19 protein-coding genes are annotated in these 22,345 nt (G+C 72.8%); 13 read left to right on the plus strand and 6 right to left on the minus strand.

Annotated elements, in window-relative coordinates; genetic code table 11:
* Positions 1–468: 468 nt before the first annotated feature.
* On the minus strand, positions 469–1,176 hold the full coding sequence (locus NFX44_RS08545) for a DUF4386 domain-containing protein (RefSeq protein ID WP_262282963.1): 708 nt from the start codon (positions 1,174–1,176) through the stop codon (positions 469–471).
* Positions 1,177–1,388: 212 nt separating this feature from the next.
* On the opposite strand from NFX44_RS08545, the gene NFX44_RS08550 reads away from it, so the two are divergent.
* Positions 1,389–2,564, plus strand: coding sequence for a low temperature requirement protein A (locus NFX44_RS08550; protein ID WP_262282964.1), 1,176 nt, complete (start codon positions 1,389–1,391; stop codon positions 2,562–2,564).
* A gap of 19 nt (positions 2,565–2,583) precedes the next feature.
* On the opposite strand, the gene NFX44_RS08555 is transcribed toward NFX44_RS08550, so the two are convergent.
* Positions 2,584–3,186 (minus strand): dihydrofolate reductase family protein, encoded by a 603-nt coding sequence (locus NFX44_RS08555; RefSeq protein ID WP_262282965.1) that lies wholly within the window; start codon positions 3,184–3,186, stop codon positions 2,584–2,586.
* 85 nt (positions 3,187–3,271) lie between these two features.
* Positions 3,272–5,695: a M28 family peptidase gene (locus NFX44_RS08560; protein WP_262282966.1), complete on the minus strand. Its 2,424-nt coding sequence runs from the start codon at positions 5,693–5,695 to the stop codon at positions 3,272–3,274.
* Between the two features lie 269 nt (positions 5,696–5,964).
* On the opposite strand from NFX44_RS08560, the gene NFX44_RS08565 reads away from it, so the two are divergent.
* The 7 genes from NFX44_RS08565 (at position 5,965) to NFX44_RS08595 (ending at position 14,754) form a co-directional block, all read left to right on the plus strand.
* Complete coding sequence (locus NFX44_RS08565) at positions 5,965–7,203, plus strand: PP2C family protein-serine/threonine phosphatase (RefSeq protein ID WP_262282967.1); 1,239 nt, start codon at positions 5,965–5,967, stop codon at positions 7,201–7,203.
* A 55-nt stretch (positions 7,204–7,258) separates the two neighbouring features.
* Positions 7,259–8,989 carry an ATP-binding protein gene (locus NFX44_RS08570; RefSeq protein ID WP_262282968.1) on the plus strand — a complete coding sequence of 577 codons (1,731 nt, stop codon included), beginning with the start codon at positions 7,259–7,261 and terminating at the stop codon, positions 8,987–8,989.
* The gene (locus NFX44_RS08575) at positions 8,986–9,438 is read left to right on the plus strand and encodes a response regulator (protein WP_262282969.1); all 453 of its coding nucleotides are present in this window, start codon (positions 8,986–8,988) and stop codon (positions 9,436–9,438) included. The genes NFX44_RS08570 and NFX44_RS08575 overlap by 4 nt, the downstream gene beginning before the upstream one ends.
* Positions 9,431–10,240 (plus strand): inositol monophosphatase family protein, encoded by an 810-nt coding sequence (locus tag NFX44_RS08580; protein ID WP_262282970.1) that lies wholly within the window; start codon positions 9,431–9,433, stop codon positions 10,238–10,240. The genes NFX44_RS08575 and NFX44_RS08580 overlap by 8 nt, the downstream gene beginning before the upstream one ends.
* Positions 10,241–10,432: 192 nt before the next feature.
* A complete protein-coding gene (locus NFX44_RS08585) occupies positions 10,433–11,473 on the plus strand; it encodes a hypothetical protein (protein ID WP_262282971.1) in 1,041 nt (346 codons plus the stop codon).
* Between the two features lie 36 nt (positions 11,474–11,509).
* Positions 11,510–13,063, plus strand: a complete 1,554-nt coding sequence (locus NFX44_RS08590) for a fused MFS/spermidine synthase (protein WP_262282972.1) — start codon at positions 11,510–11,512, stop codon at positions 13,061–13,063.
* Positions 13,064–13,134: 71 nt separating this feature from the next.
* A complete protein-coding gene (locus tag NFX44_RS08595; protein WP_262282973.1) occupies positions 13,135–14,754 on the plus strand; it encodes a serine/threonine-protein kinase in 1,620 nt (539 codons plus the stop codon).
* A gap of 50 nt (positions 14,755–14,804) precedes the next feature.
* Here NFX44_RS08595 and NFX44_RS08600 read toward each other — a convergent pair whose 3' ends face one another.
* The 3 genes from NFX44_RS08600 to NFX44_RS08610 all read right to left on the minus strand — a co-directional run bounded on the left by NFX44_RS08600 (position 14,805) and on the right by NFX44_RS08610 (position 17,471).
* On the minus strand, positions 14,805–15,473 hold the full coding sequence (locus tag NFX44_RS08600) for a TrkA family potassium uptake protein (protein ID WP_262282974.1): 669 nt from the start codon (positions 15,471–15,473) through the stop codon (positions 14,805–14,807).
* Positions 15,463–16,797, minus strand: a complete 1,335-nt coding sequence (locus NFX44_RS08605; protein ID WP_262282975.1) for a TrkH family potassium uptake protein — start codon at positions 16,795–16,797, stop codon at positions 15,463–15,465. Before NFX44_RS08605 ends, NFX44_RS08600 begins: the two co-directional genes overlap by 11 nt.
* A gap of 344 nt (positions 16,798–17,141) precedes the next feature.
* Positions 17,142–17,471 carry a winged helix-turn-helix domain-containing protein gene (locus tag NFX44_RS08610; protein WP_262282976.1) on the minus strand — a complete coding sequence of 110 codons (330 nt, stop codon included), beginning with the start codon at positions 17,469–17,471 and terminating at the stop codon, positions 17,142–17,144.
* Between the two features lie 135 nt (positions 17,472–17,606).
* Here NFX44_RS08610 and NFX44_RS08615 point away from each other — a divergent pair, with 135 nt between their 5' ends.
* From NFX44_RS08615 to NFX44_RS08635, 5 genes are read left to right on the plus strand one after another with little or no spacing between them, the layout of a single operon-like run.
* Positions 17,607–18,809, plus strand: coding sequence for a substrate-binding domain-containing protein (locus NFX44_RS08615; protein ID WP_262282977.1), 1,203 nt, complete (start codon positions 17,607–17,609; stop codon positions 18,807–18,809).
* A gap of 3 nt (positions 18,810–18,812) precedes the next feature.
* Entirely contained in the window at positions 18,813–19,556 is a 744-nt protein-coding gene (locus NFX44_RS08620) for an ABC transporter ATP-binding protein (RefSeq protein ID WP_262282978.1), read from the plus strand.
* The gene (locus NFX44_RS08625; protein ID WP_262282979.1) at positions 19,553–20,281 is read left to right on the plus strand and encodes an ABC transporter ATP-binding protein; all 729 of its coding nucleotides are present in this window, start codon (positions 19,553–19,555) and stop codon (positions 20,279–20,281) included. Before NFX44_RS08620 ends, NFX44_RS08625 begins: the two co-directional genes overlap by 4 nt.
* Positions 20,278–21,168 (plus strand): branched-chain amino acid ABC transporter permease, encoded by an 891-nt coding sequence (locus NFX44_RS08630; RefSeq protein WP_262282980.1) that lies wholly within the window; start codon positions 20,278–20,280, stop codon positions 21,166–21,168. Before NFX44_RS08625 ends, NFX44_RS08630 begins: the two co-directional genes overlap by 4 nt.
* Positions 21,165–22,283 carry a branched-chain amino acid ABC transporter permease gene (locus tag NFX44_RS08635; RefSeq protein WP_262282981.1) on the plus strand — a complete coding sequence of 373 codons (1,119 nt, stop codon included), beginning with the start codon at positions 21,165–21,167 and terminating at the stop codon, positions 22,281–22,283. Before NFX44_RS08630 ends, NFX44_RS08635 begins: the two co-directional genes overlap by 4 nt.
* The last annotated feature ends 62 nt before the right edge of the window (positions 22,284–22,345 follow it).

A 22,345-nucleotide genomic window follows, 5' to 3' on the forward strand; every position in this document is an offset into this window, starting at 1 on the left:
GCCGCAATGCGTCAGACGTGGCGGGTGTCGTTGCTGGGGCGGGTTTTCGGCATCGCCGTTCTGGTGGTGGCCGGCCTCGTTGCCTTGGCCATCGTCGTCAGCCGGCTCGATCTCGTCTCGAAGGTCTTTTCCGTGGTGCTGCTCGGTGGCCTGGCGGCTTTCGCCTACGTGAACGCGCTGCGCCCGTCGATCACGTTGACCGAGTCCGAGCTGGTGATCCGGAACAGGTTCAGGACGTACCGGATCGATCTCCACTCGATCGTGCGCGTGGACGCCGGCTATCACGGCATCGCCGTGTGGACGAGGCGCGGTCAGGTGGTCCACGGGTGGGCAGTCCAGAAGTCGAACCTTGCCCGCTGGCTCGGCCGGCTCACCCGCGCGGACCTCGTGGTCGAGGCCATCGAGAAGGAGGTGAAGGCGCGCGTGGCGCCGGCCGTGCCTCCGATTGCGCGGCGGCGCCCTCGACGGTCAGACGGCGGCGCTCTGGGCGGGCAGGGAGCTGGGGGAGGCGACCATTCCCGCGGTGACCGGGGAGGTCCGGAAGCCTTTGACGATCAGGTAGACGCCCAGCGAGAACTCCCACACGGCGATGGGGATGGCCGCGATCGCCGCCACCGGGGACAGGCGGTCCCAGAGGCCGAACAGTACGCCGGCGTCGGAAACGACGAGCAGGGGCGCCCCGAGGAGGCCGAGCACCGGGAGAATCCGCGGCACGAGGCGTGACTGGTACAGCAGGGAACCCAGCAACAGGGCGTTCACGGCCGGAAGGAAGCCCTGGCTGATGAGGAAGATCGAGTCGTAGAAGGCGACCAGCGCCTGACCGGTGACCAGGGCATCTGTTCCGGCTCCGGCCCGCCGCAGGGCCACGACCGTCAGTAGGCTCGCGACGCCCACGAAGATGCCGGCGGCTTCGAGGACCCGGGCGCCGATGAAGCTCAGCGCTCGGGCTTCCCCCTGCCGCTTGACCACCGGATACAGCGCGACGGCGGTGCCGATACAGGCGAGGGCAACGATCACCTCAAGGACCCCGCCGATGACGACCGGTGTCTCCGACGTGGTGCCGACGATGTAGTCCGCGTCGTGCACCGCACCGTACAGGCCGACGGTCGGGATCGAGACAAAGGTCAGCACGTAGAACCCGCCCGCGACCAGCGAGGTCCTCCTCAGTGAGTCCATCGGGCTCCTTTCGTTGCTGCCGGTCAGTCGACGATGGTCATGAGGTCACCCTCCTGCGGATCGGTGGGACGGCGAATCGGCCGCTCGGGCAATCCTCGCGGCGTCGGCCGGTGCCCCGGTTGGTGCACTTCGGCGGGAAGCAGGCCCGGCGGAGCCGCTCAGCCCAGACAATTGCCGGAAAGGCAGCGCCCCGGGGCGGCGGGAGGCCGGGCATGACGAGCGGAGGCAGCAGCGAGCTGGTGCGCCCGCCGAACGCTTCGACCCGCGCCACCCTGCTGGAGCTGCTCTTCGACGTCGTCTTCGTGGCGGCGCTGGCGCTGGTCTCGATGCTGATCGCGAACCGGGCCTCGTGGAACGGCGTCGCGCCCGTCGTGATCATGCTGATGGCGGTCTGGTGGACCTGGTCGATCACCTCGACCACCACCGATTTCTACAACCCGGATCAGCGACCCATCCAGGCCATCCTCATGGTGACAATGCTCGGAGCCGTGGTGACGGCGGCGGCGCTGGCCGTCGACTCGCACGCGCTGGTCTTCGCGGCCGGCTACGTGATTCCGCACCTGGTGCGCGGGGTGGTGCTGGTGACCGTGCTGCACCGGCAACACCCCATGGCCGAGCGGCGGGCCGCCCGCTTCCTCTTCTGGTTCGTGATCTCCAGCTTCTTCTGGGTCGGCGGGGCGCTGCTGCCGCACGACTGGTCGTGGGCGCTCTGGGCCGTCGCCGTGACGATCGACTACGTCTCGGCCGCGGCGCGGTACCCGACGCCCGGTCTCGGCCGGGTGCCGTTCGCCCAGTACGAGAAGACGACCGACCACCTGGGTGAGCGCTACCAGCAGTTCATCATCCTGGCGCTCGGCGACGTCATCCTGGTGCCGACCCTGGAGATCAACAGGTCCGAGTTCACCCTGGCCCGGTCGGCCGCCTTCGTGACCGCCTTCGCCTCGATGCTGCTGCTCTGGCAGATCTACGTGCTGCGGGCCGGTTCCATCGTGCGGACCACCGCGCCGGGGCTGCTCCGACGGGCGACCCGGCTGGCGCCGTACACCCACCTGGTCATGCTGACCGGCGTGGTCTTCACCGCCGCCGCGTTCGACCTGGTCGTCGAGCGGCCCACCGGTGAGACGCCGGGCCGGTGGATCGGCTTGATCCTCGGCGGGCCCGCGCTCTTCCTGGTGGGACGCACCCTGTTCACCTACCGGATCGTCGGCACGTTCCCGTTGCACCGGGTGTTCTGGCTGGTGGTCCTGCTGGCCGCCATGCCGCTGGTGGGCGGCTGGCCGCCGGTGCTGGTCGCCACGCTCGTCGTGCTGGTGCTGGTCGGGGTGGTGGCCGGGGACACGATGGGTGGGCGGTCGGCCCGTCCCCCGCTGCGGGGACGCCCCGGCTGACGGGGGACGGGCGCGGGCGTCAGCCGTCCCTGCGGACCCGGTAGGCGAGGTGGGTGACCTCCGTGCCCTGGACGACCCGGGTGGGCCCCTCCAGCTGGACGGGCGCGATCCGCAGGCCGGCGAAGAACGGGATGCCGTCGCCGAGCAGGACCGGGACGAGGTCGACGTGGACCTCGTCGAGCAGGCCGGCCTCCAGGACCTGGGTCGCGATGGTGCCGCCGTTGACGCCGACCTCCTTGTCGCCGGCGAGGGCCTTCGCCCGCGCGACCGCGGCCTCGATGCCGTCGGTCACGAACACGAACGAGTCGCCCTCCCGGTCCCAGCCCTCCGGCACGTGGTGCGTCACCACGACCACCGGCACGTCCATGGGGTGCCGGCCGCCCCAGCCGTTCGTCATGTCGAACAGCCGCCGGCCGACGACGAGCGCACCGGTCCGCTCGGTCAGCTCGCGCACGTGCTTCGCGCTCGCCGCCGACGTGCGGAAGGTCATGCCGGGAGTGGCCGTCGGGATCTCCACGTCACCGTTGCCGTACCACTGGAAGAGGTGTTCGAACCCGCCGTGGGACGTGTCGGCGATGTAGCCGTCCAGCGACATGGTGGCTCCGGTCGTCACCTTCGTCATCGGTCTGCTCCTCGGATCGTGGGCCTGCTTTCACCCAGGAGTAGAAGCTGGACCGCTCCTCTCGACATCCGTCCCGGAACTTCTTCTACAGGGGATACGTCCGGGCCACCGCCAGCATCTCCGAGCTGTGCGAACCGACCACGCCGACGTCCGCGGGCCGGGCCCGGAACCCGGGCAGCGCGTCCAGCCCGTCGCTCGCGTCCATAACGCGCAGGTTCACCTGCCCCGCCTTCGGCACCAGGGTCAGGGTGACCTCGACGCCCTCCGGCGGCGGGGCGTGGAAGACGACGCCGAAGCCCCACCGGCCGTCGCGCGCCTTCACCGGCACGTCCCGCCCGGCCACGGTCGCCGACCGCACCTCGGCGGTGGACGTGTCCACGTGCAGGGAGAGCAGCCGGACCGGCCGCTGCGGCAGCACCCGGACCCGCAGCACCCGCTGGTCGCCCGAGCGGGTGTCGGAGAGGGTCTCCAGCTTCGGGGCGGGCAGGTTCGCCGCCGGGGCCGCGCCGCTCCGCAGCTCCGCGTCGCCCAGCCCCGGGAAGTCGTCGGCCACCGAGACGGCCCGGTCGACGTACCCGTCGGTCCAGGGCTGGGGGTCCTCCTCGTGGCTGAGCCACTGCGCCTTGCCGGTGCCGGCGTCGAGGGCGTACATGAGGTGGGTCGGCACGGGGTGCGCGGCGTCGAAGCGGTCCACGGCCAGGCCGACCCCGGCGAGCACCACGGCCGCGAGGGCGGCGGCGCCGGCGGGCAGCGCGCCGAGCCGGCGGGCCCGGAGCGCGAGCAGGCCGCGCTGGCCGCCGGCCTGCGGGTGCAGCAGGTCCACGACGGGCAGCGCGGCCAGGCCGAGCAGCACCGCGACGAGCGCCGCCACGCCACCCATGCCCATGCCGAGCGCCGGGAAGAGCAGCACGACGGTGGGCAGCAGGATCACCACGGCGACCGCGCCGGCCAGGGTCACGGCGACCACCGGCCACGGGCCGTCCCGGCGGGTGGCCAGCGCCGCCAGGCCGGCCAGCGCACCGGCCAGGGCGGGCAGGGTCGTCAGGTACGCGCCACCGGGCACCAGCACGGCGAGGAGCACCCCGAACAGGGCCAGCCAGACCAGGCCACCGAAGGCCAGGGCGGCCGGGCCGGCCCAGCGGCGAAACAGCGCGTACCAGGCGAACAGGATCGCGGCGGCGAGCGCCACCACGGCGAGCCGGTACCAGACCGGGCGGTACGGGTCGAGCAGCTCGGCGTAGCCGGGGCGGACGGTGGTGACCGCGGTCCAGAGCAGCCACGCGCCCAGCGGGGCGGTGACGACCGGGACGAGGGCCAGCGCGACGCCGGCCGCGAGTCGCCCGGTGGTGGCCCGGCCGCGCCGGCGCAGCAGAGCGCCGAGCACGCCGACAGCGAGCAGGGCGGCCAGCGCCAGCGGCAGGGTCAGCCAGCCGGGGTAGCGGACCAGCCCGCCGGGCACCGGGAAGTAGGTGTCGTCGTGACCGGAGCCCAGGTCGCGCAGGTCGGTGCGGCCGAACTCGCGGGCCAGGCCGAGCGCGTTGTCGCCGTGCATCTGGAGGCTGCCGCGGTTCATGGCGGCCGGCACGTCGAGCGGGGTGTGGTAGACCGCGCCGCCGTCGATGTACGCGGAGTTCAGCCCGACGAACCGGTGGTCGAGGAAGGCGGTGAAGTCGGTGTCGTTGGGCAGCGCCCGGTAGATCTCCACGGCGAACGAGGTGCCCACCGGGTGCGGGGCGGCCCGGCCGAAGGCCTCCACGAGCTTCGCGTTGTTCCGGGACGTCTCGAACATGATCACCGGGCCGGTGGAGCCGCGGGCCTCCAGGTTGAGCACCACGCCGCCGTCGGCGGCCAGCGGGTGGTCCGCGGCGAAGCCGGCGGCCCCGCACAGGCACGCCTCCTCCGCGTCGGTGAGCACCAGGACCACGTCGTTGCGGGGGCGTGGGCCGGCGGCCAGCGCCCGGGCCACCTCAAAAATCGTGGAGGTGCCGGCCGCGTCGTCGTTGCCGCCCGGCCCGGTCTGCACCGAGTCGTAGTGGGCCACCAGGAACACCCGTCCGGTCGGGTCGGTGCCGGGCAGCCGGGCCACCACGTTGCGGACCCGGGCCAGGGTCGCGCCACCTGCCGCCCCGCTGAGCTGCCCGGCCTCCGGGGCCACGGTGTCCTGCACCTCGGTCTCCAGGCCCAGCCCGCGCAGCACCCCCACGACGTGCTCCCGGACCTGGTCGTTCGCGGCGCTGCCGGCCACGTGCGGCCGCGCCGCGATGACCTTGACCTGCTGGTACGCCCGCTCGGCGCTGAACGCGTCCGCGGGCGCGTCGGCCGGGCGGGGCGCCGGGGTGGCCAGGTCGACCAGGACGACGGCGCCGACGGCGAGCAGCGCGGCGAGCGCGGCCAGCGCGGCGGGCAGCCGCCGGCGCGGCCGGGCCAGCGCCCGGTCGGCCGGTCGGGTGGGGGGCGGGCCCGGCCGGGCCGGCGCGCGGTCGGCGGCGCGGGTGGGGGGTACGCCCACGGGTGACTCCTCGGGGTGCTTCGGGGGTGGGCATCATCCTGCACCCCCGCGGCCTGCGGCGGCACTCCCGCCCGCCGATGCGCTCCCGGCCGGACGCCCGCACCGGCGTAACATCGGGCGTCGGCCGTGCCGCTGTTCGTCGGGTGGACTCGCTCACCCCGCCCGCGCCGACTCCGGTCGTGTTGTGTGCGACCGTTGTCTGATACAGGATCAGCAGCGCACTCGGAAGGAGCCCCGACATCACCAGCGAACTCCCGCGTCTCGCGGCGGTGACCCGGCCGCACCGGGGCGTCGGTCTGCCCGGCGTCCCCGTCGCGCCGCAGGCCGGGCTGGGGCACTACGGCCGGGTGCCGCCCGGCGAGCGACTGCGGGTCCTGCTGGTCGAGGACGACGAGGGTGACGCCTTCCTGGTCGGCGAGCTGCTCGCCGAGACCAACTCGATGATCGACCTGCTGGTCGCCACCAGCCTCAGCGAGGCCCGGCAGCGAGTGATGGGGGTCGACTGCGTCCTGCTCGACCTGGGCCTGCCCGACGCGCAGGGCCTCGACGGGCTCCGCCAGGTGCTGGAGATGGCCAGCGGGGCGGCGGTCTGCGTGCTCACCGGGCGCTCCGACGAGCACCTGGGCATCGTCGCGGTCGCCGAGGGCGCGCAGGACTACCTGGTCAAGGGGCAGGTCGACGGCGTCCTGCTGACCCGGGCGCTGCGCTACGCCGTGGAGCGCAAGCGGGCCGACGAGAACGCCCGCCGGCTGCGCGAGGTGGAACTGCGCCAGGCCGAGTCGGCCCGCCTGGAGCGCGGCCTGCTGCCCCAGCCGCTGATGACCACCGACCAGGTGGCGGTGCACACCTTCTACCGCCCCGGCCGGCACGCCGCGCTGATCGGCGGTGACTTCTACGACGTGGTGCAGACCCGGCCGGACCGGATCGACCTGATCGTGGGCGACGTGTGCGGCCATGGTGTGGACGAGGCCGCCCTCGGCGTCGAGCTGCGGGTGGCCTGGCGGGCCCTGGTCCTGGCCGGGGTGCCGGACGACGAGGTGCTGCCCGCGCTGGAGCAGGTGCTCATGAGCGAGCGCCGGCTCCAGGAGATCTTCGCCACGGTGGCCACGGCCCGGCTCGACCTGGCGGCCAACCGGGCCACCGTGCGACTCGCCGGTCATCCGCCTCCGCTGCTGCTCAGCGGAGGTAAGGTCGCCCCGGTGCCGGCCCGGGGCGGTCTCCTGCTGGGCGTACGGCCGCGCCGACCCGTTGCCTTCGACCTGGAGTTCGACGCCGATGACTGGTCCCTGCTGATGTACACCGACGGCCTCATCGAGGGTCGGGTGGACAGCGGTGACGACCGGCTGGACGTGCCGGGGTTGACCGACCTGCTCGCCGACCCCGCCAACCGCGCGGTGTCCCTGGCCGAGCTGCCCGCCTGGCTGGTCGGCCGGGCCGAGCAGCTCAACGGCGGCCCGCTCGCCGACGACGTCGCCATGCTGCTGGTCACCCGCGGCGGTGGCCGGTGAGCGCGGCGAGTGAGCCGCTCCTGCGAGCCCGGCGGTCGCGAACGGAGAGGGTTCTGTGAAGGCGTACGAGCAGGGGTGGACCCTGCGGCGGCGCGTGGTCGTGCTGCTCGGCGTGGTGCTGGTGCTGCTGCTCGGGCTGGCCGCGGCCGAGGCGACCCTCGCCGCCAAGAACCGGCAGAACATCGACGCGGTGCTGCTCAAGACCGGCCCGTTGCGGGTCCAGGCGCAGGAGCTGATGAGCGCCCTCCTCGACCAGGAGACCGCCGTCCGCGGCTACGCGGTGAACGCCGACCGCAACGACCTGATGCCCTATCAGGACGGCCTGCGGCGGGAGCGGGACACGGTCGCCGAGATGCGGAAGCTGGCCGTCAACTACCCGGACGTGCTGCGCGAGATGGGGGTCGTCGAGCAGCGGGCCGCCGAGTGGCGGACCGCCGTCGCCGAGCCGGTCATCGCCACGACCGAGCGCAGCGGCCCGTCCGCCGGCCAGGCGCTGATCACCGACCAGACCCGGCAGCAGTTCGACAGCATCCGGACGGCGGTCGACGCCCTCCAGGCCGAGATCCTGGAGGTCCGGCAGGAGACCGCCGACAAGGTCAACGCGACCAGCAACGTGCTGGTGGTGCTCCTGGTCATCGCGGCCCTGGTGGTGGCGGTGGCCGGCGCGGTCCTGCTGCTCTCCCTCGACCGGATCCTCATCCGGCCCCTCTCCGGTCTGGTCAGCCAGGTCCGGAAGGTCGCCTCGGGTGACTACCGGCACCACATCGAGGGGTCCGGGCCGCCGGAGTTCCGCCTGCTCGCCGACGACATCGACCTCATGCGGCAGAAGATCGCCCGGGAGCTGGACGAGGTACGCGAGGCGCGCGAGCGCATCGAGTGGGTCAACAGCCAGCTGCAGAAGCAGGCCGAGGAGCTCACCCGGTCCAACCGTGACCTTGAGCAGTTCGCCTACGTCGCCTCGCACGACCTGCAGGAGCCGCTGCGCAAGGTGGCCAGCTTCTGCCAGCTCCTCCAACGACGCTACGCGGGCCAGCTCGACGAGCGGGCCGACCAGTACATCGCGTTCGCGGTCGACGGCGCGCAGCGGATGCAGCGGCTGATCAACGACCTGCTCGCGTTCTCCCGCATCGGCCGGCTCACCACCGGCTTCACCGAGGTCGACCTCAACAAGGTGATGGGCGACGTGGCCGGGCAGACCGAGGCGGCCCGGCAGTACGCCCACGCCGAGCTGAGCTGGGACAAGCTGCCTGTGATCCGCGGCGAGGAGCCGCTGCTGACCAACCTGCTGGCCAACCTGGTCAGCAACTCGATCAAGTTCCGCCGCCCCGACCTTCCGCCGAAGGTGCACGTCTCGGCCCGGCTGGTCGACGACGAGTGGGAGATCAGCTGCCGTGACAACGGCATCGGGATCGAGCCGGAGTTCGCCGACAAGATCTTCGTGATCTTCCAGCGGCTGCACTCCAAGGACGCCTACCCGGGCACCGGCATCGGGCTGGCCATCGTCAAGAAGATCGTCGAGTACCACGGCGGCCGGGTGTGGGTGGACACCGACACCCCGGAGGGCACCACGATCCGGTTCACGCTTCCCGCCCTGCCTGAGGACGTCGCGGCGGCGGAGCCGGCCGGGGACGAGGAGTCGACCGGGGACGGGGCGGCGACCGGGGACGGCGTCGAGGACGCCGCGGTGAGCGTGACCCGGCAGCCGGACGGCACGGCCCGGGAAGAGACGCCCGAGGGGGCGGCCCGAGACAGTGAGACGGGTGGCATGAAGGAGACGGTGGGATGACCGCGCCGGCGGACGGCAAGAGCCCGATCGAGGTCCTGCTCGTCGAGGACGATCCGGGCGACGTGCTCATGACCCAGGAGGCGTTCGAGGAGCACAAGCTCCGCAACCGCCTCACCGTCGTCTCCGACGGCGCGGAGGCGCTGGCCTACCTGCGCCGCGAGGGCCAGTACGCGGAGGCCGTGACCCCCGACCTGATCCTGCTCGACCTGAACCTGCCCCGCCGGGACGGCCGGGAGGTGCTGGAGGAGATCAAGAAGGACGAGCAGCTCTGCCGGATCCCGGTCGTGGTGCTCACCACCTCCCAGGCCGACGAGGACATCCTGCGCAGCTACCAGCTGCACGCCAACGCCTACGTGACCAAGCCGGTGGACTTCGAGCGCTTCATCTCGGTGGTCCGCCAGATCGACGAGTTCTTCGTCAGCGTGGTCAAGTTGCCGCCGCGTGGGTGACCCGCTGCTGGAGGAGGTCGGCGCGCTGCTGCGGGAGGCCGCGGCCGACATCGTCGTGCCGCTGTTCCGCCGCCTCGACGACTCCGACATCTCCGAGAAGGCTCCCGGCGAGGTGGTCACCGTCGCCGACCGGAAGGCCGAGGCGCTGATCTCCGCCGGGCTGCGGCGACTGCGCCCCGGCTCGGTGGTGGTCGGTGAGGAGGCGGTCGCCGACGACCCGACCCTGCTGCGGCACCTGCGCGGCGCCGGTGACGTCTGGCTGGTCGACCCGGTGGACGGCACCGCCAACTTCGCCGCCGGCCGGCGGCCCTTCGCCCTCATGGTGGCGCTGCTGACCGACGGGGTGCCGGTCGCCTCCTGGGTCTACGACCCGCTGGACGGCGCGCTGGCCACCTGCCGGGTGGGCGACGGCACCCGGCTGGACGGCGAGTCGGTGCGTACCGCCGGGCGGGAGCCCGAGGTCGGCGCGCTACGCGGCACGGCGATGACCCGTTTCCTGCCCCCGGACTTCCGGCGGAGCGTGGAGGCGGGCGGCGAGCGGCTCGGCGAGCTGCTGCCCGGCCAGCACTGCGCCGGCCGGGAATACCTGGACATGCTCACCGGCGCGCAGCAGTTCGTGCTCTTCTGGCGCACCCTGCCCTGGGACCACGCCCCCGGCACCCTGCTGGTCCGGGAGGCCGGAGGGGTGGCCCGCCGCTTCGACGGCACCGACTACCACCCGGCCGACGAGGGCAAGGGCCTGCTGGTCGCGGCCAGCGAGGAGACGTGGGAAGAGGTCCGGGCCGCCCTCCTGGGCGGCTGAGCGAGCGGTCCGCGACAGCCCCGGCACGCTCCGTCGACGATCCGCGTCCTCCGAGGTCGGGGGCGTGGCGCGCGGCCCGCGGTCCGGTATCGTGACCGGCGGTCTCCGCCCGCAGGCCGCCGCCCGGCGCCGGTGGAGCCGCCGCCGCGCAAGGTCGACTCGGGGGCCGGCGGTCGACGGAAGGACCCTCACGTGCCCAGGACCAGGCTCACCCGCCGGCCCATCGGCCGCTCGCTGGTCGCCCTGCTCGCCGCGACGGCCCTGCTGCTGGGCGCCGCTCCCGCCCCGGCCGGGGCGGCCGCCGCCGCGCCCACCCCGAGCGCCCCCGACGAGGGCGGCAGCAAGCAGCTCCGCGAGGCACTGGAGGCGGCGGCGAAGGGCCACATCGACGCCAAGAACCGGCTCGACAACTCCAAGCGGCGGCAGGTCGCGCTGGCCAACCAGCTCAAGCAGGTCGAGGGCCGCCTGGTCGAGCTGTCCGCGCAGGTCGGCGAGGTGGCCGCACAGTCCTACCGGCTGGGCCGGTTGACCCCGGTGTCGATGCTGCTGGGCAGCTCGGACCCGGACGACTTCCTGAAGCGGGTCGCCGAGCTGGACGTGATGGCCCAGCGGGACAGCAAGCGCCTGCACGACCTCAACGAGGCGAAGGCCCAGGCCGCCGAGGCGAAGGTGGCCATCGACATCGAGGTGCGGGAGCAGCAGAAGCAGCTCGCCGTGCTGGCCAAGAAGAAGCGGGACGCCGAGGTGGCGCTCGCCAAGGTCAGCTCCGGCTCCGGCTCCGGCTTCGGCGGCACCTCGTCGTCGGCCAAGCCGGCGCCGCGCAACCCGGACGGCTCGTGGCCGTCGGAGTCCTGCTCGGTGACCGACCCGACGCCGGCCGACGGCTGCATCACCCCGCGCACCCTGCACATGCTCCAGCAGGCCAAGGCGGCCGGCTACAAGCGCTACGTCTCCTGCCACCGCAGCGGCGGGGGTGGCGAGCACCCAAAGGGCCGGGCCTGCGACTTCGCCGCCGCCACGGGGGGCTTCGAGGACGTCTCCGCCACCGGGGGCGACAAGGCGTACGGCGACAGCCTCGCCAGCTGGGCCAAGAACAACGCCAGCCGGCTCGGCATCATGTACGTCATCTGGTATCGGCAGATCTGGATGCCGAACACCGGCTGGCGGTCGTACAGCGGGGGCGGGAGTCCCGCCGCCGACCACACAAACCATGTTCACATCTCGATGTATTGACCCCTGCCGCGGGAGACGCTGCGTAGCATCGCCACGGTGAGCAGCACATCGTCCGACGTCGTCGCGGAGCCGGCGCCGAGCGCGCCGGTCCCGCCCCGGGCCCTGCCGAACGGGCTCGCCGCGTTCCTGGTCTTCCTCTCCAGCGGGGCCGTGCTGGTGTTGGAGACGGTCTCGCTCCGCCTGGTCGGCCCGTACGTCGGGGTGACCCTCCAGGTGACCAGCTCGGTGATCGGCATGGCTCTCGCCGCCATCGCGTACGGGGCGTGGATGGGCGGCTGGCTGGCCGACCGGCGGGACCCGCGCACCCTGCTCGCCCCGGCCCTGGTGCTGGCCGGCATCGCCACCGCGGTCACCCTGCCCATCGTCCGGTACGCCGGTGAGGCGTTGCGCGGCGGCGCGGCGAGCGCGGTGCTGCTGCTGACCGCGCTGGCGGTGCTGCTGCCGGCGGCGTTGCTGGCCGGGGTCACGCCGCTCGTGGTGAAGCTCCAGCTCGCCGACCTGCGCCGCACCGGGCAGGTGGTCGGCCGGCTCTCCGGCATCGGCACCCTGGGCGGCATCACGGCCACCCTGGCCACCGGCTTCGTGCTGGTGGCGGCGCTGCCCAGCACCGTGATCGTGCTGGCGCTGGCCGGCGTGCTGGGGGTGACCGGGCTGGTGCTCGGGGCGTACCTGCGCCGGCAGGCGGGGGCGGCGCTGCCCGGTCCGGCCCGCGCCAGGGCCGCCCTGGGGGTGCTCGGCCTCGCCGCCGCCGGCCTCTCCGCGGTCGCCCCGAACCCGTGCGACGTGGAGACCGCCTACCACTGCGCCCGCGTCGAGGCGGACGGGCAGTGGGCCCAGGGGCGCACGCTCTACCTGAACTCTGCCGAGCACTCCTACGTGGACCTGGCCGACCCGACCCACCTGAAGTACGCGTACACCCAGTGGATCGGCCTGGTCGCGGACGTGGCGCGGCCGGCGAAGCAGCCGGTGGACGCGCTGCACCTGGGCGGCGGCGGCTTCACCGTGCCGCGCTACCTGGCCGCGACCCGGCCGGGCAGCGACAACCTGGTCTTCGAGATCGACGGCGGCCTGGTCGAGCTGGACCGGCGGGAGCTGGGCGTGCGCACCGGGCCGCAGCTGCGGGCCCGGGTGGGGGACGCGCGCGTGCTGCTCGGCGCCGAGCCCACCGACAGCCGGGACCTCATCGTCGGCGACGCGTTCGGTCACCTGGTGGTGCCGTGGCATCTGGCCACCCGGGAGATGGCCGCCGACATCCGCCGGGTGCTCCGGCCGGACGGGATCTACGTGCAGAACGTCATCGACTACCCGCCGGACCGGTTCATCCGCGCCGAGCTGGCCACGGTGGCGGCCGAGTTCCGCAACGTGGCGCTGATCGCCCCGCCCGGCGCGATCGCCGGGCAGCACGGCGCGAACTTCCTCATTCTGGCCTCCGACGCGGCGCTGCCGCTGGCCGACGTCCCGGCGCGGCTGCGGCTGCTCCCGAAGCCGGCGAAGCTGCTGGACGGGGGAAAGGTGGCCGAGTTCGTCGGGGACGCGCTGGTGCTCACCGACGACTACGCGCCGGTGGACCAGCTCCTCGCGACCGCCTGATCGGGTGACTTTGCTGACCGATTTCGACCCATGAGGTGTACGAGGGCCGACCTCGGGCAACTGGACCGACCATGGGTGCAGCGGTCAGGAACGGCGCGCAGCTGCTCGGCGAGCGGTACCGGCTGGTCGAGCAGCTCGGCGCGGGGGGCATGTCGGTCGTCTGGCGCGGCTACGACGAGGTGCTCGGCCGGCAGGTGGCGATCAAGGTGCTGGCGTCGCGGCTGGCCAGTGACAAGGCGTTCCGGCACCGGATCCGGATCGAGGCGCAGGCCGCCGCGCGGCTCTGCCACCCCAACATCACCAACGTGTACGACTACGGGGAGTCCGAGCAGGTCGGGCTGACCGTCCCGTACGTGGTGATGGAGCTGGTCGACGGCGGCCCGCTGAGCAGCCGGCTCGGCCGGGGCGGGCAGCTGCCCTGGCGGGAGGCGCTGACGATCGGCGCGGAGGTCGCGTCCGCGCTGGCCACCGCGCACGCCCGGGGCGTGGTGCACCGGGACGTCACCCCCGGCAACGTCATGCTCACCTCGACCGGGGTGAAGGTCGTCGACTTCGGCATCTCGGCGCTGGTGGGGGAGAGCGAGAAGGGCCCGGACGGCGCCCTGCTCGGCACGCCCGCCTACCTGGCGCCGGAGCGGCTGGACAACGGCCAGGTCTCCCCGGCCACCGACGTCTACGCGGTCGGCCTGCTGCTCTACCGGATGCTCACCGGCCGCCTGCCCTGGCAGGCCAGCACCACCACGCAGATGCTCCGCGCCCACATGTACAACGAGCCGGACCCGATGCCGCCCGTGGTGGGACTTCCCGACGAGGTCGCCGAGCTGGTCCGGCGCTGCCTGGCGAAGCGCCCGGAGGACCGCCCGGCCACGGCCGAGGTGGCCCGTACGCTCGCCGACGCCGCCGGGATCGCGGCGATCGTGCCGGTCTCCCCGGCGCTCGGCCAGTTCGACCCGACGCTCATGGAGAACGCGGGCACCACCATCCTGCCGTGGTCGGCGGCGACCGACGCGCTGCCCTTCTCGGCGATCCGCACGAAGACCCGCCGGGCCGCGGCCCGGCGGCGCAGGGTGGAGGCCGGGGTGGCCGCCGCCGGCCTGATCGCGGTGACCGCCGCCCTGTGGGGGGTCACCTCGAAGAGCCCGGCCAGCGGCGGGGTGGAGCCGACCGAGGCCCGGATGGGTCTGCCCGAGTCGGCCCCGTGCGCGGTCGACTACGTGCTGCGCCGCGACTCCGGCAAGGACTTCACCGCGGACCTGACCCTCACCAACACCGGCAGCCGCGAGCTGCGGGACTGGACCATGAGCTTCACCTTCCCGGGCCGGCAGACGGTCGGCGCGGCCCAGCCCGCGGTCCGCCAGCAGGGCAAGACCGTGCTGGTGCAGGCCCCGGCAACCGACGCCGCGCTGGCGCCGGGCGCCTCGAAGAAGGTCTCCCTGACGGGCAGCTACACCGGAGGCAACCCGCTGCCGGTGGAGTTCAAGGTCGGCGGGAGCACCTGCGGCGTGCAGGTGTCCGGTGTCGCCGGGTCGGCGCCCACCACGGCGCCGCCGCCCACCACGGCGCCCGCCAAGCCGCCGGCCAAGGCACCCGCGAAGGGGCCGGCGGCCAAGGCGCCGGCGAAGGCGCCCGCGAAGCCCGCCGCGAAGGCCAAGCCCAAGGGCAAGGAGGACGGCAAGGGAAAAGGCAGGTAGACCGGCCGAAGGGGGGTGGGTCCGGCGGCAAGGGTAAGAAGAAGTGACAGTCAGGTCAGCCCGGCGAACTGCTGCACCCGATCGATCGGGCCCTCCACGATGAGGACGCTCTCCGGCTCGAGGACGGTGTCCGGGTCCGCGTAGCGGAACGGCTCACCGGCGGGTTTCGCGCCGACCACCATCACCCCGTACCGGTCGGTCGGGGTCAGCTCGCGCAGCGACCGGCCGACCAGCGACGGGGGCACCCGGACCTTGGCGATCGCGAAGTCGTGGCCGAACTCCATGAAGTCGAGCATCCGGCTGACGATGAGGTGCGCCACCCGATCGCCGGTCTCCGCCTCCGGGAAGATGACGTGGTGCGCGCCCACCGAGTTGAGGATCTTCGCGTGCTTCTCCGAGGTGGCCCGCGCCCAGATCTGCGGGATGCCCAACTCGGCCAGAGCGAGCACGGTGAGCACGCTCGCCTCGACCGACGCGCCGATGGCCACCACCACCCGCCGGAAGTCCGCGACGCCCACCTGGCGCAGCACGTTCTCCTCGGTGGTGTCCGCCTGTACCACCCGGTCCAGCCGGGACGCCCAGTGCTGCACCCGGTCCTGCTCGTGGTCGATGGCGAGCACGTCCTGGTCGAGTTGCAGCAGCGAGCCGGCCAGCCGGGAGCCGAACCGGCCCAGGCCGATCACCACGACGCTGCTGTCGTCCGTCCTCCTAGCCGACAACGGGTTGCTCCTCCGGGTAGCGGTACAGGTGACGCCGGGTGTTCAACGCGATCGCCGACCCGAGGGTGAGCGGGCCGACCCGGCCGATGAACATGAGCACGATGAGCACGTACTTGCCGGGCTGTGACAGCTCCGGGGCGAGGCCGGTGGACAGGCCCGTGGTGCTGAACGCGGAGGTCACCTCGAACAGCGCGGCGAAGTTGCGCAGGTTGTCGGTGAACAGGATCAGCAGGATGGTGCCGAGGACCACCAGCGCCACGCTGAGCAGCGTCACGGTGAGCGCCTGGCGTTGGCTGGCCGTGGCGACCCGCCGGCCACCCACGTTCACGTCCGGCTCGCCGCGCAACTCGGCCCAGATCACGAAGGCGAGCAGGAAGAACGTCGAGACCTTGATGCCGCCCGCGGTGCTGGCGCTGCCGCCGCCGATGAACATGAGGACGATCAGCAGCGGGTAGCTCTCGTCGGCGAGCCGGTCGGTGTTGATCACGTCGAAACCGCCGGTGCGGCTCAGCGCGATCTGGGTGAACGACGCCAGCACCTTGCCCGGCGCGTCGTAGGTGCCGATGGTGGCCGGGTTGGTCCATTCGGCGAGCAGCAGGAACAGGAAGCCCAACCCGATCAGCACGACGCTGCCCCAGATGGTCAGCTTGGTGGCGACCGCCCATCGGCGCGGCCGCCGCCAGAGCCGGGCGGCCTCGAACAGCGCCGGAAAGCCGAGGCCGCCGACGATCGCGCCGAGGCCCAGCGGCAGCGCGACCCAGGGGTCGCGGGAGAAGGCGACCAGGCCGTCGGAGTAGAGGGTGAAGCCGCCGTTGTTGAACGCCTGGATGGCGTGGAAACTGGCGTACCAGAGCGCCCGGCCCGGGGAATAGTCGTAGACCAGCCAGAGCCGCCCGGTGATCACCACCGTCATCAGGGCCTCGGTGACGAGGACCGTGGCGACGATCCGGACCAGCAGCCAGCTCACGTCGCCGACGCCGAACTCGGCGGTCTCGGCCTGCACGAGCAGCCGGTTGCGCAGGCCGAGCTGCCGGGAGACCACCAGGATCACCAGCGCCGCGACGGTCAGGATGCCCAGGCCGCCGAGCTGGGTGAGCACCGTGATCATGGCCAGGCCGAAGTTGTTCCAGTAGTTCGGCGTGTCGTTGACGGCGAGCCCGGTCACCGAGACGGCCGAGGTCGAGGTGAACAGCGCCGTGACGAACGGGGTGTAGCGGCTCTCGCTGGTGGCCCAGGGCAGCATCAGCAGGACGGTGCCGAGCAGGATCACCGCCAGGAACCCGAACGGCACCAGCCGTACGGGGTTCCGGAGCAGGCGGCGCACCAGGTCATCTTCCGTCCGGAGATTCACCGGCAGGTCGGGAACCGACCAACTGGCGACCAACCCGGGCCGGTCTCATGTCCGTACGAACTTGATGACGTGGATGGATCGGACGGACCATGTCACTCTGCCGGCGCCGGCGCGGCGTGCCGATGTCGGTGACCGTGTCCTCGTGGATGCCTGTCGAGCTGATGTCGGAAACGACTCAGGAACGGACGGCTGAGTCAGCCGGCCGGGACGGCCCGGGCCGGCCGGATCCCTGTTCGCAGCGGGCGGCGACGGCAGGCTGGATCGGGCACGGGTGGACGTGAGTCGTTCACGACATCAGGTCCGTAGCGGCTCGCGAGTTACCGCCCGGGTCGCTCGGCGACGTAGGTGCCGCGCCCCGGTCGGCCGGTGATCAGCTCACGGCCGTGCAGCAACGACACTGCGCGGGAGGTCATGTTCATGTGGACGCCGTGGGCCTCGGCCAACGCCCGGGTGGCGGGCAGCGTGTCATCCGGATCCAGCTCCCCGACCCTGATCTTCGCGGCGAGTTCGTCGGCGATCCGGCGCTGCCCGCTCCCGGCCGACCATGAAGGCGACTGCCGACCGCGCGGCTGGCGGTGGCGGGGCGCGACACAGTGGCGTCCCGCCCGGTGGTGGCGGCGGCCACCGGGACCGGGGGACGGATCCACCGTTCCGGGGTGCTTGTAACGGCGGGCCACCCCACCTGGGTTACTTGTGTGTTTCGGCCACATAGCCCGTGCGTGACGTCACTTCTAGCGTGAGCCGACAACTGACACTTCCCCCTGTCCCCACCTGGAGTCGCAATGACGATCCGGCACACGCGACGGGTGTTCCTTTCCGCCGCCACGGTGATGGCGGCCGCGCTCGCGGCCACGGCCTGTGGCAGCCCGCAGGACACCGCCTCCGGCGGCGGCGACGCCGCACCGGTCAAGGTCGGCCTGGTGTATTCCCAGTCCGGGCCGCTGGCCAGCTACGGCAAGCAGTACATCGAGGGCTTCAAGGCCGGCCTCGACTTCGCCACGAAGGGCACCGGCAAGGTCGGCGACCGGAAGGTCGAGCTGACCGAGGTCGACGACGCGGGCGACCCGGCGAAGGCGGTCTCCGCGGCCAAGGACCTGATCGGCAAGGGCACGAAGATCATCGCCGGGTCCACCTCGTCCGGCGTGGCCCTCCAGGTCGCCCCGATCGCGGCGCAGAACAAGGTGCTGTTCATCTCCGGTCCGGCCGCCACCGACGCGGTGACCGGCGCGAACAAGTACACCTTCCGCTCGGGCCGGCAGTCGTACCAGGACGTGGTGACCGCCAAGTCGTTCATCGGCGACGCCGCCGGCAAGAAGGTGGTCGTCTTCGCCCAGGACGGTGCCTTCGGTGACGCCAACGAGGCCGCCGTCAAGGCCGTCATCGGCGGTGCCGGTGCGACCGTGAGCAGCGTGCGGGCCCCGGCCAGCGCGACCGAGTTCACCCCGTTCGCCAGCCAGATCAAGGCCGCCAAGCCGGACCTGCTCTTCGTCGCCTGGGCCGGCACCACCGCCCCGGCCATGTGGCAGACCCTCGACCAGCAGGGTGTGCTCTCCTCCACGACGGTCGTCACCGGCCTGGACATCCGCGCCTCCTGGCCCACCTTCGGGGCGGCCGGCAGCAAGATCTCCTTCCTGTCGCACTACTTCGACGGGGCCAGCGACACCGAGGCCGCCAAGGCCGCCAAGGCGAAGATCCCGGGCGGCACGCTCGACCTGTTCCACCCGGACGGCTTCGCGGCCGCCCAGATGGTCGTCCGCGCCGTGCAGGAGGGTGGCGACGACGTGGACAAGATGGTCAAGGCGCTGGAAGGCTGGCAGTTCGACGGCGTCAAGGGCAAGATGACCATCCGCGCCGAGGACCACGCGCTGCTCCAGCCGATGTACCAGGCGAAGCTGTCCGGCAGCGGCACCGCCTTCACGGCGTCCGCGCAGAAGACCCTGACCGGTGACGAGAGCGCGCCGCCGGTCGCGCAGATGAAGGGCTGACCAGTGCTCGCCACCCGCGGTCTGACCTGGCGGATCGGTGAGGTCGCCATCGTCGACTCCGTCTACCTCGACCTCGCATCCGGGGAGTTCCTCGGCGTGATCGGGCCGAACGGCGCCGGCAAGACCTCCCTGTTCAACCTGATCACCGGCCTGCGCCGGCCCACCGAGGGACGGATCCTGCTGGACGGGGCGGACGTCACCGAACTCCCGACGCACCGGCGGGCCCGCCTCGGTCTGGGGCGTACCTTCCAGGCGTCCTCGGTCTTCGGGTCGCTGACGGTGCGGGAGAACGTCCGGCTCGCCGTACAGGCGCACCGGGGTGGCTCGATGAAGCTGTGGCGGCGGGCGGCGGCCGACCGGGAGGTGGCCGCCGCCGCCGACGCGGCGCTCGACCGGGTGGGCCTGGCCCACCGGGGTACGGCGCTGGCCGGCACCCTGGCCCACGGCGAGAAGCGCAAGCTGGAGATCGCCCTGCTGCTCGCCGGTGAGCCCCGGGTGATGCTGCTGGACGAGCCGATGGCCGGGGTGAGCGCCGAGGACGTGCCCGAGCTGGTCAGCGTGATCAAGTCGCTGACCGGCGACAGCGGCCGGTCGGTGCTCATGGTGGAGCACCACATGGACGTGATCCTGGAACTGGCCGACCGGATCGCCGTGATGCACCACGGCGCGCTGCTGGCCTGCGACACCCCGGACACGGTGATGGCGAACGCCACCGTGCAGGAGGCGTACCTGGGGGAGGCGCTGTGACCGAACCTGTCCTGAGCGTCGAGAACCTGTCGGTGCGTATCGCCGGGCTGCACATCCTCCAGGGGGTGTCGTTCGAGGTCGCCCCGACCGGGGTGACCGTGCTGCTCGGCCGCAACGGCGTCGGCAAGACCACCACGCTGCGCGCGATCGTCGGGCTCACCCCGCGCAACGGCGAGGTGCGCGGCACCGTCCGGATGGGGGCGCAGAGCCTGCTGGCCCGCCCCACCCACCGGCTGGTCCGCGGCGGGCTCGGCTACGTGCCGGAGGACCGCTGCGTCTTCGCCGGGCTCACCGTCACGGAGAACCTGCGGCTGGCCGAGCGGCGGGGCACCACCCCGGCGTACGACAAGGTCTACGCCCTCTTCCCCGAGCTGGACCGGCGCGGGCGGCAGCGGGCCGGCTCGCTCTCCGGCGGGCAGCAGCAGATGCTCGCGATCGGCCGGGTCCTGCTCAACGACAACCGGCTGCTGCTGGTCGACGAGCCGACCAAGGGGTTGGCGCCGAAGGTGGTGACCGAGGTGGCCGAGGTGCTGGAACGGGTCGCGGAATCCGTGCCGGTGCTGCTGGTCGAGCAGAACCTGGCCGTGGTGCGGCGGCTGGCGCGCGACGCCGTGGTGCTCTCCGCCGGCCAGGTCGCCTGGACCGGCAACGCGCAGGACCTGCTGCTGGAGACCGCGCTGACGAAGTCGCTGCTGGGTGTCGGTTCCGGGGAGGTGCACGCGTGAGCACGGTGATCCTGTTGACGCTGACCGGGCTGGGCCTGGCGGCGCTCTACTTCCTGGTCGCCTCCGGCCTCTCCCTGGTCTTCGGCCTGGCCGACGTGCTCAACTTCGCGCACGGCCTCTTTCTGGGCGTCGGGGCGTACGCGACCTGGTGGGCGGCGGGCAACCTGCCCGGGGCCGGCTCGGACGGCCTCGGGTTCCTGGTGGCCGTCGCGTTCGGCGTGCTCGCCGGATCGGCCGTGGCCGTGCTTGTCGAGCTGGTGCTGATCCGGCCGCTCTACTCCCGCACCATCGAGCAGGTGCTGGTCACCGTCGGCCTGTCGCTGGCCGGGGTGGCGCTGCTCCAGGCCACGTGGGGCGCCGACGCGCGGCCGTTCCCGCGCCCCGGCTGGACCCGGGACGTGACCTCGGTGCTGGGCGCCCAGGTGCCGAACGCCGGGCTCCTGCTGATCGTCGCCGCCGCGGTGGTGCTCGGCGCGCTGCTCGCGTTCCTGCGGTTCACCCGGTACGGCCTGATCATCCGGGCGGGTGTGGAGAACCGAGAGATGGTGACCGCGCTCGGCATCGACGTGCGCAAGGCGTTCACCCTGGTCTTCGCGATCGGCGGGGCGGCCGCCGCGCTGGCCGGCGCGCTCGGCTCGGTCTACTTCGGCACCGTCTCGCCCGGGCAGGGCGGCTCACTGCTGATCTTCGCGTTCATCGTGGTGGTGATCGGCGGCATGGGCTCGGTGGTCGGGTCCGCGTACGCGGCGGTCGCGGTGGGGCTGCTGCAACAGTTCGTCAACTACTACGGCACGTCCGGGCTGGGTGACCTCTGCGTGGTCGGTCTGCTCGCCGTGGTGCTGCTGCTGCGTCCGCAGGGCCTGGCCGGAAAGGTGGCTCACGCATGACCGAGGTCAAGAGCGCCGAGGTGGCGGCGCCGCCCGCCGCGGTGCCCGACGAGTTGACCCCCGGCCACGCCCGCTGGCACGGCCTGCGCCCGTACGCGCCGCTGGTCGCCCTCGTGGTGGCGGCGATCCTGCCGTACTCCACGGTGAACCTGCCGGGCATCTTCGAGGGGCCGCTGAACTCGCCGGGCACCCTGCAACTGCTCGCCATCTGCCTGGTCTTCGGCGGCCTGGCGGCCGGCTACGACCTGCTGTTCGGGCGGACCGGCATGCTCTCCTTCGGGCACGCCCTCTACTTCGCCGCCGGCGTCTACGGCACCGACGTGCTGGTGACCCGGGCCGGTCTGCCGCTCTGGCAGGCCGCGCTGCTGACCGTCACCGGCGGGACGATCCTCGCCGCGCTGCTCGGCGCGGTCGCCCTCCGCACGGTCGGCATCGCGTTCGCCATGGTGACGCTCGCCTTCGCGCAGGTCGGGGCGATCCTGGTGGCCCGGGACTTCGGCGGCCTCACCGGCGGCGAGGAGGGGCTGCCGCTGGACGTCTCCGGGCTGCCGGCCGCCCTGGTCGGGGTCACCAACACGGTGAACCTGTACTGGCTGGCGCTGGCGTACCTGGCTCTGGTGGTCCTCGTGGTGCACCGGGTGAGCGGCTCGCCGACCGGGCGGGTGCTGGCCGGGCTGCGCGACGACGAGCGGCGGATCGGGGTGCTCGGGCTCGACCCGTACCGGTTCAAGCTGGTCGCGTTCACCCTGGCCGGCGGCCTGGCCACGGCCGGCGGGGTGGTCTACTGCCTGATCGTCGGCGGCGCCAGCCCGCACGTCACCTCGTCGGAGCTGACCCTGTCCCTGCTGGTCATGGTGGTGCTCGGCGGTCCCGGCACCCGCTGGGGCCCGGTCCTCGGCGGCATCCTCTACATGTACCTGGACCACCGCCTCACCGCCTTCGGCACCAGCGACGCGGTGAACAGCCTCCCGGCGTTCCTGAGCCATCCGCTGAGCCAGCCGCTGTTCGTCCTGGGCACGGTGTTCATCCTGGCGGTGTACTTCTTCCCCGGCGGCCTGGCCAGCCTCCGCACCCGCCTGCAACCCCTCCTGACGGCCCTGTCCCGCCGCCGCTGACCCGCCCGCCCCGCCGGGCCCCACCGGCGTTGATCATGAAGTTATTGTCACGACACGCCGTG

The organism is Micromonospora sp. MA102, assembly GCF_025460765.1.
Taxonomy (GTDB): Bacteria; Actinomycetota; Actinomycetes; order Mycobacteriales; family Micromonosporaceae; genus Micromonospora; species Micromonospora halotolerans.